Source organism: Frigoribacterium sp. VKM Ac-1396 (assembly GCF_015350895.1).
Classification (GTDB): domain Bacteria; phylum Actinomycetota; class Actinomycetes; order Actinomycetales; family Microbacteriaceae; genus Frigoribacterium.
In genome coordinates this window covers 563,635-578,122 of record NZ_JADKSD010000001.1, presented here as the reverse complement: position 1 = coordinate 578,122, position 14,488 = coordinate 563,635, and the positions used below count along the sequence as shown (strand labels likewise).

The following is a 14,488-nucleotide window of genomic DNA, read 5'->3' as shown; positions in this document are numbered from 1 at the left end:
CCGACGACGTCGGCACCTGACGACCCCGCAGCCGGCCGTGGTCGCCCGTCCGCTGGACGTCGATGATGAGCCTGCTGAGAGCAACCTGTCGACCGGGTGTCCGCGCGGTCGGCGCATGCAGAGTGTCGTCCGGGCGGTCGCCGTCGAGCCACCGCCGCCGGAACGGAGTGCCCCCATGATCGACCCGCTGTCGCTTCCCCTGCTGTCCCCGGCCGTGCTGGTGCCCGTCGACGTGACGGCGGGTCTCGCCGTCGCGTGGCTGCTCGTCCGGCCGCGGACGCGTCGGACGTGGTGGCGCTGGGTCGGGCTCGGAGTCGTCGTCGGCGGGGGAGCGGCGCTGCTCGCCACCTGGTGGTTCGGCGACGTCCACGACGTGGTCGGGGTCGCGCCCACGCTCGTCGACCGGGTCTGGATCGCCGCCCTGGGGGCAGGCCTGGGCCTCGTCGTGGTCGGCCTGATCCACACGCGGTGGTGGCGCAAGGCGGTGGCCCTGGTCGCCGCGGTCGTCTTCGTCCTGGCCACGGGCCTGGCGGTCAACCGGGACGGCGGCGTCTACCAGGACCTCGCCCAGGCCCTCGGCCGCGAGACCGTGCCGGCCTTGGCGGATGCCGGCACCGCGCCTCCTGCGCCCTCGGCCTCGGCCTCGACGGCGTTCGACCCGACGCTCTGGTCGACCTGGCACGCGCCGGCCGACATGCCGACCACGGGTCGGTACGGCACCGTGCACATCCCGGGCACGGTCTCGCACTTCGCGGCCCGTGACGCGATCGTCTACCTTCCCCCGGCGGCGCTGGTGGCCGATGCCCCGGCCCTGCCCGTCATGGTGATGATGTCGGGGCAGCCGGCCAGCCCCGAGTCGGTCGTGGGCCCAGGCCACCTCGTCCAGACCCTCGACGCGTTCGCCGCCCGCAACCACGGCCTGGCCCCGATCGTCGTCGTGCCCGACCAACTCGGTGCCGACGCCGACAACCCGATGTGCGTCGACGGCCCGCTCGGCGACAGCGCCACCTACATCACGACCGACGTGGTCGGCTACGTGACCAGCCACTTCCACGTCGCGACCGGCCCCCGGGCCTGGACCGTCGGCGGGTTCTCGCAGGGCGGCACCTGCTCGATCCAGTTCGCCTCGGCGCGCCCGGACCTGTTCGGCTCGTTCATCGACGTCTCGGGCGAGCTCGGCCCCTCGATCGGCACCCGTCAGGCGACCGTCGACGGGGGTTTCGCGGGCAGCGACGCCGCCTACGAGGCCGCCCAGCCGCAGGCGATCATGGCCGTGAAGGCGCCCTACGCCGACACCACGGCGTTCTTCGCCGTGGGTCAGAACGACACCCGTTATGGTCGGATCATGACCGAGAACTCCGCCGCCGCCGAGCGGGCCGGCATGTCCGTGACCCGTTACGTCTCGCCCGGCAGCGCCCACGACTGGACGACGGCGACCAACGGCTTCGCGCACGGCATCGGTGCGCTCTACCCACGCCTCGGGCTCGCCGACTCGGTGCAGCAGCCGTGACCGCCGTGGACGCTCCCGGCGCCCGCGGTCGTCTCGGCGTGGTCGTCCGCTCGACGGTCGCGTTCGTCAGGGCCCAGCCGGTCAGCGTCGTCCTCGCCGCCCTGCTCGTCGTGCTGGCGGTCGTCTCGGGCAGCCTCGTGCACGGGCCCGGCGAACGCCTGCGCGAGGCCGTGGGCGCGGGGCTCGACCCCTTCGACGACCGCGGCTTCTGGCCCCTGACCCTCGGCTCGGTGCTCTTCGCCTCGGGTCCTCGTGAGCTCGTCCTGGCCGTCGTCGCCGTCCTCGTGCTCGTGGGCGTCGCCGAGCGCCGCATCGGCAGCCGCCGGGCCCTCGCGGCCTACGTCGTGACGGCGGTCGCGGCCACCGGGGTCGGGGTGGCCGTGCAGGCCGTCGGGCGCGCCGTCGGCCAGCCCTGGGCCCTCGAGGTCGCGGCCGAGTCGACGCTGCACCCGTTCACCCCGGCGCTCGGCACGATCATGACCGTCAGCGGCTTCGTCGGTCCGCTCTGGCGTCGTCGCATCCGGCTGCTCGGCTTCTCGGCCCTGCTCGCGTTCGTGCTCTACGACGGTCATCCGTCGGGTCTCTACGCCCTCGTCGGTGCCGTGGTCGGGGTCGGCTTCGGTCGCGTCCTGGCCGGACCGCCCGCTCGTCGCGGCTGGTTGCGCAGTTCGCACCACGAGGTGCGTCGACTCGCCTCGACGGTCGTGGCCGTCACGGCGGCGGGGCCGATCCTGACCCTGCTGGCCCACAGCCCCGTGGGGCCCCTGTCACCCTTCGGCCTGCTGTTCGGCGACGTCCTGTCGGGGCGGTCATCGGCCGACCTCTGCGCCATGGCCGTCCGCACGCCGCTCGACCGGCAGCTCGAGCGAGCCGACGTCTGTGCCCGGGCCGCCGTGCTCGGCAGCATCGACGCCGTCCCGACCGTCGCGCTCAGCCTGCTGCCGCTCGTGGTCCTGCTCGTCGCCGCGTGGTTCCTGCGACGGGGGCGCCGGGTCGCCCTCGACGTGGCGGTCGCCGTCAACGGCCTGCTGGCCCTCTTCGCCGTCCTCTACTACGTGGTCATGCCCGCCACGGGCACGTCGGACGGCGACCCCCGTCGCCACCTCGTCGCGCACGTCCTGCTGACCGTCGTGGCGGTCGCGGTGCCGGCGGGCACGGCCGTCTCGTTGTTCGTCCTCCGGCACCACTTCGGCGTGGGGGCGGGCGTGCGGCGGCGTCTCGTCGCCACGGTCGTGCTGGGGTCGGGAGCCGTGCTCGCGGCGGCGTTCGCCGTCGTCGGGTGGGTGGGTCGCGCCTCCTTCGTGCCGTCGATCGACGCGGCGGCCCTCGCGGCCGACGTCCCCGAACGCTTCGTGCCCGTCGGCTTCGTCGGCCTCGCCGGGCTGGGGCCCGTCCCGGTCGGCGGCGTCGTGCGCGTGGCGTTCGAGTGGACGGGGCCGCTCTGGTGGCTCGTCGTCCTGGTGGCTCTCGTGGCCGGGGCGGTGCGGCCGGGGGATCTCCGGCCCGACGCCGAGCGGGCCCGCGTCCGAGAGCTCGTGCACCGCGGGGCGCCCGGCACGCTGTCGCACATGGCGCTGTGGTCGGGCAACAGCTGGTGGTTCACCGCCGACGGCCGGTCGGCCGTGGCCTACCGCGTCGTCTCGGGCATCGCGTTGACGACCGCCGAACCGCTCTGCCCGCCCGAGCGGTTGCGCGACGTCACCCTCGAGTTCGCCCGCTGGTGCGACGACCAGGGCCTCACCCCCGTCTTCTACAGCGTGCGGGGCGAGCTCTCGCCGTTCTTCGCCGATCTGGGCTGGACGACCCTCCCCGTCGGCGAAGAGACGGTGCTGCACCCGGCGACCTTCAGCATGACCGGCAAGAAGTGGCAGGACGTCCGGTCGAGCCTCAACCGCGCGACCAAGAACGGCGTGCGCGCCGAATGGACCCGCCACGCCGACCTGCGCCCGGCGGTCGCCCGGCAGATCACCGAGATCAGCGAGCTCTGGGTCGCCGAGAAGAACCTGCCCGAGATGGGCTTCACGCTCGGCGGTCTCGACGAGCTGCGCGACCCCGACGTCGCGTTGATGCTCGCGCTCGACGACGACGACACCGTCCTCGCCGTGACCAGCTGGCTGCCGACCTGGCGTGACGGCGAGGTCGTCGGGTGGACGCTCGACTTCATGCGCCGACGACCCGACAGCATGAACGGCGTCATGGAGTTCGTGATCGCCTCGTCCGCGCTGGCCATGAAAGAGCAGGGCGTCGAGTTCCTCAGCCTGTCGGCGGCGCCACTCGCCACCACCGGCCCGGCGGACGGCCCGGCGACGCAGACCGAGCGCGTCCTGACCTTCCTCGGGCGGGTGCTCGAACCCGCCTACGGGTTCCAGACGTTGCTGACCTTCAAGAAGAAGTTCCAGCCCGAGTTCGTGCCGCTCGTCATGGCCTTCCCCGACCCGGTCCAGCTGCCTGCCATCGGCACGGCCCTCGGCCGTGCCTACCTGCCCGACCTCTCGGTCGGTGCCGTCGTGCGGCTCGTCCGCACCGTCGTCTGACGACGGGATGAGCAGAGGAGGCGCGGTGCCGGCGGGCGACGACCCGCGCCTCCTCGGTCGGTGCTAGCCTCGTCTCGTGTTCACCGGCCTGCTCCTCCTTAGCTGCCGCGGCGAGTCCTGACCCAGGCCCCACTCGTCGCGGAGTCCGTCGTCGGCCGACACCCCCGCGAAGAGCAGCCCCTCGAGGGCGAGAGAGACCACAGGACATGAAGAACGCACAGCAGCCGTCGGCCATGCCGATCCACAAGTACCGGCCGTTCCACGAGCAGATCGTCGTCGACCTGCCCGATCGCACCTGGCCGTCGAAGCGCATCACCGAGGCGCCCCGCTGGTGTGCCGTCGACCTGCGCGACGGCAACCAGGCGCTGATCGACCCGATGAGCCCCGAGCGCAAGCGCATCATGTTCGACCTGCTGGTCGGCATGGGCTACAAAGAGATCGAGGTCGGGTTCCCGAGCGCGTCGCAGACCGACTTCGACTTCGTGCGCAGCCTGATCGACGAAGGGGCCATCCCCGACGACGTGACGATCCAGGTGTTGACCCAGGCCCGCGAGCACCTCATCGCTCGCACGTACGAGTCGATCGCCGGTGCCAAGCAGGCCATCGTCCACCTGTACAACTCGACCAGCGTCCTGCAGCGCAACGTGGTGTTCCGCACCGACCGCCAGGGCATCGTCGACATCGCGCTCGAGGGCGTGCGCCTGTGCCTCCAGGCCGAGAAGACCATCCCCGAGACGGCCGTCTACTACGAGTACTCGCCCGAGAGCTACACGGGCACCGAGCTCGACTTCGCCCTCGACATCTGCAACCAGGTGATCGAGGCCTTCGACGCGACCCCCGAGCGCCCCGTCATCATCAACCTGCCGGCCACCGTCGAGATGGCGACCCCCAACGTCTACGCCGACTCGATCGAGTGGATGCACCGCCGCCTGGCCCGTCGCGACAGCGTCATCCTCTCGCTGCACCCGCACAACGACCGCGGCACCGGCATCGCCGCAGCAGAGCTCGGCTACCTGGCGGGTGCCGACCGCATCGAGGGCTGCCTCTTCGGCAACGGTGAGCGCACCGGCAACGTCGACCTGGTCGCGCTGGGCATCAACCTGTTCACTCAGGGCATCGACCCGCAGATCGACTTCAGCGACCTCGACATGGTGAAGCGCACTGCCGAGCACTGCAACCAGCTGCCCGTCCACGAGCGCAGCCCGTGGGCCGGCGACCTCGTCTACACGGCCTTCTCGGGCTCGCACCAGGACGCCATCAAGAAGGGCTTCGAGGCCATGGCGGCCACCGCGGCGTCCCGCGGCGTCGACGTCGACGAACTCGAGTGGGCCGTGCCCTACCTGCCGGTCGACCCGAAAGACCTGGGTCGCAGCTACGAGGCCGTGATCCGGGTCAACTCGCAGTCGGGCAAGGGCGGCGTCGCCTACCTGCTGAAGGCCGACCACGCCATCGACCTGCCCCGCAAGCTGCAGATCGAGTTCAGCGGCGTCGTCCAGTCGCGCACCGACAGCGAGGGCGGCGAGATGACGAGCGCCCACATCTGGTCGATCTTCCAGGACGAGTACCTGCCCGCGGACGACGCCGACGACAAGTGGGGCCGCTTCGAACTGACGCGCACGAGCACGTCGAGCGACATGAGCGGCGAGACCACGCTCGACGTCGACCTGCGGGTGGGCGACACCGTCGAGTCGACCTCGGCCCGTGGCACCGGGCCGATCGCCGCGTTCATCGCGGTGTTGGCCGACCAGGGCGTCCAGGTCAAGCTCTACGACTACGTCGAGCACACGCTGAGCGCCTCGGGCGACGCCCAGGCCGCGGCCTACGTCGAGCTCGACGTCGACGGCACCCGGCTCTGGGGCGTCGGCATCGACGCCGACATCTCGACGGCGTCGCTCAAGGCCATCGTCTCGGCGGTCAACCGGGCGATCCGCACGGCGAGCGACGTCCGCGAGCTCGCCTCGGTCTGATCCCGACCCATCCGCCCCCGGTGCCGTCGGTGCCGGGGGCGTCGTCGTGCGGTCGGACGTGCGGTCGTCCGGCGGCGGTCGCCTGCGCCCGTGCCCGGGCCAGCGGGGGCGGGTAAGTCCTTGCTGCTGCCGCGGGCGGGCCCGGCGGGGCGGCGTGGCGCGGTGTGCGGGCGCACCAGGGGGGAGTTGCCGACGGCTCGCCGGGTGGCGCGCGGGTACCGGCAACTCCTGGCTGCTGTCGCGGGCGGGCCCGGCCATGCGGCGTGGCATGGTGTGCAGGCGCACCAAGGGGGAGTTGCCGACCGACTGCGCGAGCGTGGCGCCTCACCCCGGCTCGAGCCCGTGCGCCCTGAGCGACCGGGCGTCCCGAGCGGCGGCAGCGGTCGTGCCCTCGGGGTCAGCGGGGACGACGCCAGCGCGGCAGTCGGCTGAGGGCGCGCTGTTCGGGCAGGGTCCAGCCGAAGCGCACGGCCAGCATGCGGATCGCGAAGGTGATCGACGTCCCCGCCACCGCCGCCACGGCGACCGGGGCGCCGAGCGAGACGGCGACCACGAGCACGACGGTCCCACCCGCGGCGGCCACGGCGTAGAGCGATCCGACGTGCATCATCGCGATCGTCAGGTTCATCAGCAGGTCGCGCAGCACCGATCCGCCGACGGCTGCGATGACCCCGACGAACACCGCGGGGATCTCGGGCAGTCCGAGCGAGAGCGCCTTGGTCGACCCGATCGCCCCGAGCAGTCCGATCGTCAGGGCGTCGAGCACGGTGATCACCCCGGCCAGCCGTGTGAAGACCCGTTGCAGGGCCATGCCCACGATGGCGGCCGTCACGGCGACGAGCAGGTACCAGTTGCTCGTCATGGCGCGGGGGACCTCGCCGAGCAGCACGTCGCGCAGGACCCCGCCGCCGAGGCCGGTGGCGGTGCCGATGATGGCGATGCCGAGCAGGTCGAGCCGCCGGTCCTTGTACTCGGAGGCGAACATGGCCCCCTGCAGGCTGCCGATGCCGACGGCCAGGAGGTCCACCCACAGGGGTACGGCGAAGGCTGTGGCGTGCACCTGACGTTTGTACCACGCGTGCGATGCTTGGTCGGTGCCCGTCTACCGTGATGAATGCGTCGTGCTGCGCACCCACAAGCTGGGTGAGGCCGACCGCATCCTCACGATGCTGAGCCGCAACCACGGCAAGATCCGGGCCGTGGCGAAGGGCGTCCGGCGGACGGCGTCGAAGTTCGGGGCGCGACTCGAGCCGATGATGGTCGCCGACCTGCAGCTCTACGAGGGCCGGTCGCTCGACATCGTGCAGCAGGCCGAGTCGCTCGGCTCGTACGGTGCGGTGATCGCCGCCGACTACGAGAGCTACACGGCGGGCAGCGTCATGGTCGAGACGGCCGACAAGCTCACCGAGGCCGAGGCGGGTCTGCAGCAGTACCTGTTGCTCGTCGGGGCCCTCCGCTCGCTCGCGCGTCACGAGCACGCCCCCCAGCTCACCCTCGACTCGTACCTGCTGCGGGCCCTCAGCATCGCGGGCTGGTCGCCCAGCTTCGGCGACTGCGCCGTGACGGGTGCACCCGGGCCGCACTCGGCCTTCGTCGTCCAGCTGGGTGGCGTGGTGGCCGACTCGCACGCGCCTCCCGGCGCTCCGCGGTTGACGCAGGAGGCGCTGGCCCTCTTGGGCGCGCTGCTCACGGGGGACTGGGGCCACGCCGAGGACGCCCCGGACGCGACCCGCAACCAGGCCAGCGGCGTCGTCGCCGCGTACACCCAGTGGCACCTCGAACGGGGACTGCGATCGCTGCAGCACGTCGACCGGGTGCCCGGAAGAGAGAGACCGTGAAGAAGACCCACCGCGACGCCGCCGACTTCCGCCCGCTCGACTGGACGGGAGTGCACCCTCCGGCGATGCCCCGGGGTGCCGTGCCCGAGCACGTGGCGATCGTCATGGACGGCAACGGCCGGTGGGCCAACGGTCGCGGCCTCACCCGCGTCGAGGGCCACAAGGCAGGCGAGATGTCGCTGCTCGACGTGGTGGCCGGGGCGATCCAGATCGGCGTGAAGCACCTCAGCGTCTACGCGTTCTCGACCGAGAACTGGAAGCGCTCACCCGACGAGGTGCGCTTCTTGATGGGCTTCAACCGCGACGTGCTGCACCGCCGACGCGACCAGCTGAACGCCTGGGGCGTGCGGGTCCGCTGGGCCGGACGGAAGCCGCGGCTGTGGGGGTCGGTCATCAACGAGCTGCAGTTCGCCGAAGAGCTGACGAAGGGCAACGACGTCCTGACGCTGACGATGTGCGTCAACTACGGCGGACGGACCGAGATCGCCGACGCCGTGCGCTCGATCGCGGACGACGTCGCCAGCGGACGGCTCAAGCCGTCGGCCGTCAGCGAGAAGCTGATCCAGAAGCGCCTGTACGCACCCGAGCTGCCCGACGTCGACCTGTTCGTCCGCAGCTCGGGTGAGCAGAGGACGAGCAACTTCATGCTCTGGCAGTCCGCCTACGCCGAGATGGTCTTCCTCGACCGGCTGTGGCCCGATTTCACCCGCACCGACCTGTGGCAGGCGGTCGAGACGTACGCTTCTCGCACCCGCCGGTTCGGGGGAGCGGTGGACGCCCCGACCCCGGCCTGACCGGGCCAGGGCGAGGGCCCGAGTCGCGGCCAGGGTGTCGGCGTTGTCAGTGCCCGTACCCCGAGGCCTCAGTCCGTACCCCGAGGCCTCGGCCCGTCAGAACTGGATGTTCGCGCCCAAGAAGATCCGCTCAGCCGGCCACAAGAACTGCAGGGTCAGCGGCCCGTCGCTCGCGCGGTGGAACCAGGCGTTGGCGAACACGGTCGACTCGCCGGGCAGCAGGTACCAGGTCGCGCTGTCGGCCGGGAACTTCGACTCGAGCGACGTCTCGTAGCCCAGCCGGGTCAAGAGGTCCTGCCCGGCGAAGACGTCCTGGGTGGCGAGGTCGTTGCCGTACGACGAGTAGTCCGCGCTGAGGTCGGTGAGGTCGAGCCGGCGCTGCGAGTTGTTGGTCAGCACGTAGGCGGTGACCTCGACGTCGGTGCCCGCCGGGTAGGGGTCGGTGCCGTCGGGGCGGGCGTAGATCGAGGGGGCCGTGGTGGTCAGTTCGCCGACGCCGTAGACGTAGATGGTGAGGTCTTTGTAGTTGACCTGGCCGAGCAGGGTGCCGCCGGGGGCGAGGGCGTCCGGCTGCGACCCCGTGCCGCCGCCGGTGCCGGGGGCGCCGGTGACCTGGGGCTGGGGCACGCCGCTGGCCCCGGTGCCGGGCGTGGCGGCCGAGCCGCCGGACCCGCCCGCGCCGACCGGCGTCAAGTCGTCGAGGCTCGGGAAGCACCCGGTCAGCCCGACCAGGGCCAACACCGAGACGGCGATGCCGACGGACAGTCTTCTGCGCACGACCTGCACCTCTCCTGGTTCGTCGGGCCAGCCTAACCCGGCGTCCCGGTCGGCACCTCCGGCCCGGCGGGCACGAGTCCCAGCGAGCCGCCGTCGACGTGCCCGAGGGCGTCGAGCACGGCCCGCACGCTCGGCACCCGGTCACCCCCGCGCCCGTGGACGACGTGGACGATCCGGGCGAGCCCGTCGTCGAGCTCGACGACCCGCACCCCGGGTGGCACGGCCGCCGACACGAGCGACAGGCCCGGCAGCAGGGCGACGCCGAGTCCGGCCGCGACGAGCCCGAGCACGGCGAGCGCGTTGTCGGTCTCGAGGACGATCTCGGGCTCGAAGCCCGCCGCCGCGCAGGTCGCGAGCAGATGCCCGCGGCACCGGGGGCAGCCGCCGATCCATCGTTCGTGCGCGAGGCTCGCGAAGGCGTCGCCGCGGGCGAACGGGTGTGCGGCCGGCACGGCGAGCACCGTGCGGTCGAAGAAGGAGGCGCGGTGCAGCAGCCCGTCGAGGTCGCGTTCCGCCGCGGGGGCGTCCCCATGGCTGAAGGTGACCGCGACGTCCGCCGAGCCGTCCCGCAGTCGTGCCAGCGCCTCCGGGGGTTCGGCCTCGACGTAGTCGACCGTCAGGCCGGGGTGCCGGTCGCGGAGTCGCGAGAGCACGTCGGGCACGATCGTCGAGGACGCGCTCGGGAACCCGGCGAGGGTGACGCGCCCCGTGGCGACCCCGCCGAGGTCGTCGAGGTCTTGACGTGCGGCGTCGAGGGCGGCCTGCACGTGGACGGCGTGGGCGGCGAGCCGCTGCCCGGCCTCGGTCAGGGCCACGCCGCGTCCGGCCCGCAGCACGAGTGGCTGGCCCACCTGACGCTCGGCTCGACGGAGTTGTTGGCTGACGGCGGGCTGGCTGTAGCCGAGCAAGGCGGCCGCGGCCGTGATGGTGCCCGTGTCGGCCAGAGCGCGGACGACGCGCAGCGAGGCCAGGTCGAGGTCGTCGGTCATGCCCGAAGCATAAGGCGGCGTGATGAATGACCTCAGACACTGGTGGTTGTCCTGCAGCATCACAGCCTCGACCCTTGGGTGCATGACCTCGCCGTACGCCGACCTCTTCGCCCCCGCGCCGGGCTACCTCGCGGCCTGCACCATGGGCCTGCCGATGCGGGCCACGGTCGCGGCCCTGCGTTCGGACCTCGACGACTGGGCGTCGGGGCAGGCCGGGCCGGCGGCCTACGGCGCCGTCGTCGAGGAGGCGCGCGCGGCCTTCGCCCGGCTCGTCCTGGTCGACGTCGGTCGCGTCGCCATCGCGTCCCAGACCTCGTCGATGGTGGCCGTGGTCGCGGCGTCGGTGCCGGACGGCGCCGAGGTGCTCGTGCCGACGGGCGACTTCAGCTCGATCGTCTACCCCTTCGTGGTCCAGGAGGCGCGGGGCGTCCGGGTGCGGAGCGTGCCCCTCGACGAGCTGGCCGCGTCGATCGGACCCGACACGCACCTCGTGGCGTGGTCGGCGGTCCAGTCGGCGACGGGCCAGGTGGCCGACGACGCGGCCGTCGTCGAGGCCGCGGCCCGGCACGGGGCGGTGACGTTGTGCGACCTGACGCAGGCCGCCGGGGTGCGACCCGTCCACGCCTCCCGGTACGACGCCACCGTGACGCACGCCTACAAGTGGCTGTGCTGCCCGCGGGGGGTGGCGTTCCTCACCGTGGGGGAGCGCCTCCGAGAGGCCATGCTGCCCGCCCAGGCCGGCTGGTACGCCGGGGACGACGTGTGGGGCTCGTGCTACGGCCCCGAGATGCGACTCGCGCGCGACGCCCGGGCGTTCGACGTCTCGCCCGCCTGGCAGGCCTGGGCGGGAGCGCTCCCCGCGCTGGACGCGTTCGCCGGGCTCGACGCCGACGAGACCTGGGCACACGCCGCCGGGACGGGCGACGCGCTCTGCTCGCGGCTCGGGATCGAGGCACAGGGCCGCGCGATCGTGACCTGGGCCGACCCCGACGGACGCGACCAGCGCCTCCTCGGCGACGCCGGACTGGTCGTCTCGGGGCGTGCCGGTCGGGTGCGCGTGGCCTTCCACCTCTGGAACGACGAGGACGACGTCGAGGCGGTCACCGCCGCGCTCGGCCGGTGACGCACCGCCGCTAGAGTTGCCGGGTACCTCGACCGACCGGGCACCCAGCTCGGGCCTCAACTCATCGGAGCATCACACGTGGCAGCACCCAACCGTCTCGATTCCGTCATCGCCCTGGCCAAGCGCCGAGGCTTCGTCTTCCAGTCGGGAGAGATCTACGGCGGTTCGCGCTCGGCCTGGGACTACGGGCCCCTCGGCGTGGCTCTCAAGGAGAACATCAAGCGCCAGTGGTGGCAGACCATGGTCCAGGGTCGCGACGACGTCGTCGGCCTCGACTCCGCGGTCATCCTGCCCCGCCAGGTGTGGGAGGCCTCCGGCCACGTCGAGGTCTTCAGCGACCCTCTCGTCGAGTCGCTGCACACCCACAAGCGCTACCGGGCCGACCACCTGATCGAGGCGTACGAGGCCAAGCACGGTCACCCGCCCGAGAACGGCCTGGCCGACGTCCGCGACCCCGACACGGGCCAGCCCGGCTCGTGGACCGAGCCGCAGAACTTCTCGGGCCTGCTCAAGACGTTCCTCGGCCCGGTCGACAACGAGCAGGGCATGGCCTACCTGCGTCCCGAGACCGCCCAGGGCATCTTCACCAACTTCGACAACATCCTGCAGTCGTCGCGCATCAAGCCGCCGTTCGGCATCGGCCAGATCGGCAAGAGCTTCCGCAACGAGATCACGCCCGGCAACTTCATCTTCCGCACCCGCGAGTTCGAGCAGATGGAGATGGAGTTCTTCGTCGAACCCGGCACCGACGAAGAGTGGCACCAGTACTGGATCGACCAGCGGTTCCAGTGGTATGTCGACCTCGGCATCGACCCCGAGAACCTCCGCCTGTACGAACACGCCGCCGAGAAGCTCTCGCACTACTCGAAGCGCACCGTCGACATCGAGTACCGCTTCCGGTTCGCCGGCGGCGAGTTCGGCGAGCTCGAGGGCGTGGCGAACCGCACGGACTACGACCTCAAGACCCACGCGGCCGCCTCGGGCAAAGACCTCACCTACTTCGACCAGGCCAAGAACGAGCGCTGGACCCCGTACGTCATCGAGCCCGCGGCCGGTCTGACCCGCTCGCTGATGGCGTTCCTGGTCGACGCCTACACCGAGGACGAGGCGCCCAACGCCAAGGGCGGCGTCGACAAGCGCACCGTGCTCAAGCTCGACCGCCGCCTCGCCCCGATCAAGGTCGCCGTGCTGCCGCTGAGCCGCAACGAACAGCTGTCGCCCATGGCGCGCGGGCTCGCGGCCGACCTCCGCAAGTACTGGAACATCGACTTCGACGACGCCGGGGCCATCGGTCGGCGCTACCGCCGCCAGGACGAGATCGGCACGCCGTTCTGCGTCACCGTCGACTTCGACTCGCTCGACGACGACGCCGTGACCGTGCGCGAGCGCGACACCATGGCCCAGCAGCGCATCCCGCTCGCCGGGTTGCGGGCGTACCTGGCCGAGCAGCTGCTCGGCGCGTAGCCGCGGTCGGGGCGGCCCGGCCGGGCCGCCCCCGCGCCCGCGCTCCCGGCGTTCCCATCCGGCCGGGTCCTCCCGTGGCTCCGGGACGCCGCGGCGCCTCAGGCCCTGTCCCATGTCGCCGGCCTCGCATCCGTCCTCGCGCCTCCGGCCCTTCTCCGCGTCGGCAACTCCTGCCTCCTGTAGCGACGCACGTCGATCTCTCGGCGTGTCGGTCGCAAGTGCGGCACGCGGCAGGAGTTGCTGGCAGCGTCCGTCGTGACCTGACGTGCGAGTGCTCGTCCCCAGGCTGCGTGGGCGTGTGACCGTCCCCAGGCGGGTCGAGGTAAGCCGCGACGGCCCGGCCGACCTCGGCAGCCTGTCGACATGACCACGATCGCCGAACTCGTCTCGCACGCCGGGGGACTGCTGCACAAGCACGACCTGGTGGCGCAGGGCGCCACCGACCGCCAGCTCACCGTCGCCGTCCGTTCACGGTCGGTGAGCCGACCCCGCCGTGGCTGGTACTCGACCTGGCCGCGACACGACCCCCGGTTCGTGGCCGTGGCGGTGGGTGGCCGCCTCACCGGGGCCGCTGCCCTGCACCAGCTCGGTGCGTGGTCGTGGCGCCGTCCGCCGATCACGGTGTCCGTGCCGGCGACCGCGTCCCGTCTCAGACGTCGTCGCGGGGTCCGGGTCGTCTGGGACCCGGTCGAGCTCGGCGCGCGCGGGACGACCTGGTCGGTCGACCCCCGAGACGCCCTCGCTCGAGCTGTCGTCGACTCCCGGTCCCTCGAGGACGCCGTGATCTTGGTGGACTGGGCTCGCCGCGTCGGCATCGTGACGGACGACGACGACGCCGCCGAGGTCCTGGGTCGGAGACGAGCCGATGCCGCCGGGCTGGTGGCCTGGAGCGACGGGGGAGCCGAGAGCATCCTCGAGTCGGCAGCCGGGACGCGGCTGCGGCGAGCAGGCCATGACGTCGAGCGGCAGGTGCCGGTGGGTGGCACCGGCAAGATCCTCGACATGCTCGTCGACGGGATCGTGGGCTTCGAGACCGACGGTCGCGAACACCACGAGAACCGGTTCGACCAGGACCGTGCGAAGGACGCCGACATCGCCCTCGACGGGCGGGTGCCGTTCCGGGCCGGGACGACGATGGTCCGCGACCGGTGGGCCCGGACCTCTGCCGCGATCGACGCGCTCGTCACGACGGCAGGAGGCGCGAGGCCGGAGTCGCGTGTCGGCAACTCCGGACTCCCGCGCGTGCTCGGGCCGCGGGGTCGCAGGGCCTGGCGGCTGGCCGTGCCGAGGCGCCGCAGGGGGCAGGAGTTGCCGACGGGGGCGGCGAGTGAGGGCGGGTGCGGCCCAGGGGCGGTGGCGGCGACGCGGGGCAGTGGGTGAGGGAGCGCGTGGCACGGGGACGGAGCGGAGCAGCGCTGCCGGGGCGGAGCAGCGCTGCCGGGGCGGAGCAGCGCTGCCGGGTACGAGCAGCGCTGCCGGGGCGGAGCAGGGC

Annotated in this window: 11 protein-coding genes; 8 read left to right on the top strand and 3 right to left on the bottom strand. The window is 72.4% G+C overall.

Annotation, left to right across the window (positions count from 1 at the left end):
- The first annotated feature begins 175 nt into the window (after nt 1-175).
- The 3 genes from ITJ55_RS02725 (at nt 176) to leuA (ending at nt 6,011) form a co-directional block, all read left to right on the top strand.
- Nucleotides 176-1,510, top strand: a complete 1,335-nt coding sequence (locus ITJ55_RS02725; RefSeq protein ID WP_194593970.1) for an esterase family protein — start codon at nt 176-178, stop codon at nt 1,508-1,510.
- Complete coding sequence (locus ITJ55_RS16435; RefSeq protein WP_194593969.1) at nt 1,507-4,044, top strand: DUF2156 domain-containing protein; 2,538 nt, start codon at nt 1,507-1,509, stop codon at nt 4,042-4,044. The genes ITJ55_RS02725 and ITJ55_RS16435 overlap by 4 nt, the downstream gene beginning before the upstream one ends.
- 206 nt (nt 4,045-4,250) lie before the next feature.
- On the top strand, nt 4,251-6,011 hold the full coding sequence (leuA, locus tag ITJ55_RS02715) for a 2-isopropylmalate synthase (RefSeq protein ID WP_194593968.1): 1,761 nt from the start codon (nt 4,251-4,253) through the stop codon (nt 6,009-6,011).
- A 397-nt stretch (nt 6,012-6,408) separates the two neighbouring features.
- On the opposite strand, the gene ITJ55_RS02710 is transcribed toward leuA, so the two are convergent.
- Nucleotides 6,409-7,071: a trimeric intracellular cation channel family protein gene (locus ITJ55_RS02710; protein WP_370543982.1), complete on the bottom strand. Its 663-nt coding sequence runs from the start codon at nt 7,069-7,071 to the stop codon at nt 6,409-6,411.
- Nucleotides 7,072-7,105: 34 nt separating this feature from the next.
- Here ITJ55_RS02710 and recO point away from each other — a divergent pair, with 34 nt between their 5' ends.
- Both recO and ITJ55_RS02700 read left to right on the top strand, forming a co-directional pair.
- Complete coding sequence (gene recO, locus ITJ55_RS02705) at nt 7,106-7,849, top strand: DNA repair protein RecO (protein ID WP_194593967.1); 744 nt, start codon at nt 7,106-7,108, stop codon at nt 7,847-7,849.
- The gene (locus ITJ55_RS02700; RefSeq protein ID WP_370543981.1) at nt 7,846-8,643 is read left to right on the top strand and encodes an isoprenyl transferase; all 798 of its coding nucleotides are present in this window, start codon (nt 7,846-7,848) and stop codon (nt 8,641-8,643) included. The genes recO and ITJ55_RS02700 overlap by 4 nt, the downstream gene beginning before the upstream one ends.
- 96 nt (nt 8,644-8,739) lie before the next feature.
- On the opposite strand, the gene ITJ55_RS02695 is transcribed toward ITJ55_RS02700, so the two are convergent.
- Both ITJ55_RS02695 and ITJ55_RS02690 read right to left on the bottom strand, forming a co-directional pair.
- Complete coding sequence (locus ITJ55_RS02695; RefSeq protein ID WP_194593966.1) at nt 8,740-9,420, bottom strand: hypothetical protein; 681 nt, start codon at nt 9,418-9,420, stop codon at nt 8,740-8,742.
- Between the two features lie 32 nt (nt 9,421-9,452).
- Entirely contained in the window at nt 9,453-10,409 is a 957-nt protein-coding gene (locus ITJ55_RS02690; RefSeq protein ID WP_194593965.1) for a LysR family transcriptional regulator, read from the bottom strand.
- Between the two features lie 82 nt (nt 10,410-10,491).
- Between ITJ55_RS02690 and ITJ55_RS02685 the strand changes: the two genes are divergently transcribed.
- The 3 genes from ITJ55_RS02685 (at nt 10,492) to ITJ55_RS02675 (ending at nt 14,376) form a co-directional block, all read left to right on the top strand.
- On the top strand, nt 10,492-11,532 hold the full coding sequence (locus tag ITJ55_RS02685) for an aminotransferase class V-fold PLP-dependent enzyme (protein WP_194593964.1): 1,041 nt from the start codon (nt 10,492-10,494) through the stop codon (nt 11,530-11,532).
- A 78-nt stretch (nt 11,533-11,610) separates the two neighbouring features.
- Nucleotides 11,611-12,996 carry a glycine--tRNA ligase gene (locus ITJ55_RS02680; RefSeq protein ID WP_056256776.1) on the top strand — a complete coding sequence of 462 codons (1,386 nt, stop codon included), beginning with the start codon at nt 11,611-11,613 and terminating at the stop codon, nt 12,994-12,996.
- 363 nt (nt 12,997-13,359) lie between these two features.
- Nucleotides 13,360-14,376: a glycyl-tRNA synthetase gene (locus ITJ55_RS02675; RefSeq protein ID WP_194593963.1), complete on the top strand. Its 1,017-nt coding sequence runs from the start codon at nt 13,360-13,362 to the stop codon at nt 14,374-14,376.
- Nucleotides 14,377-14,488: the final 112 nt, after the last annotated feature.

Bases quoted from the DNA above. Each gene is read 5' to 3' on its own strand.
- ITJ55_RS02675 (WP_194593963.1), top strand. From the start codon at position 13,360: ATGACCACGATCGCCGAACTCGTCTCGCACGCCGGGGGACTGCTGCAC.
- ITJ55_RS02690 (WP_194593965.1), bottom strand. From the start codon at position 10,409: ATGACCGACGACCTCGACCTGGCCTCGCTGCGCGTCGTCCGCGCTCTG.
- ITJ55_RS02685 (WP_194593964.1), top strand. From the start codon at position 10,492: ATGACCTCGCCGTACGCCGACCTCTTCGCCCCCGCGCCGGGCTACCTC.
- leuA (WP_194593968.1), top strand. From the start codon at position 4,251: ATGAAGAACGCACAGCAGCCGTCGGCCATGCCGATCCACAAGTACCGG.
- ITJ55_RS02725 (WP_194593970.1), top strand. From the start codon at position 176: ATGATCGACCCGCTGTCGCTTCCCCTGCTGTCCCCGGCCGTGCTGGTG.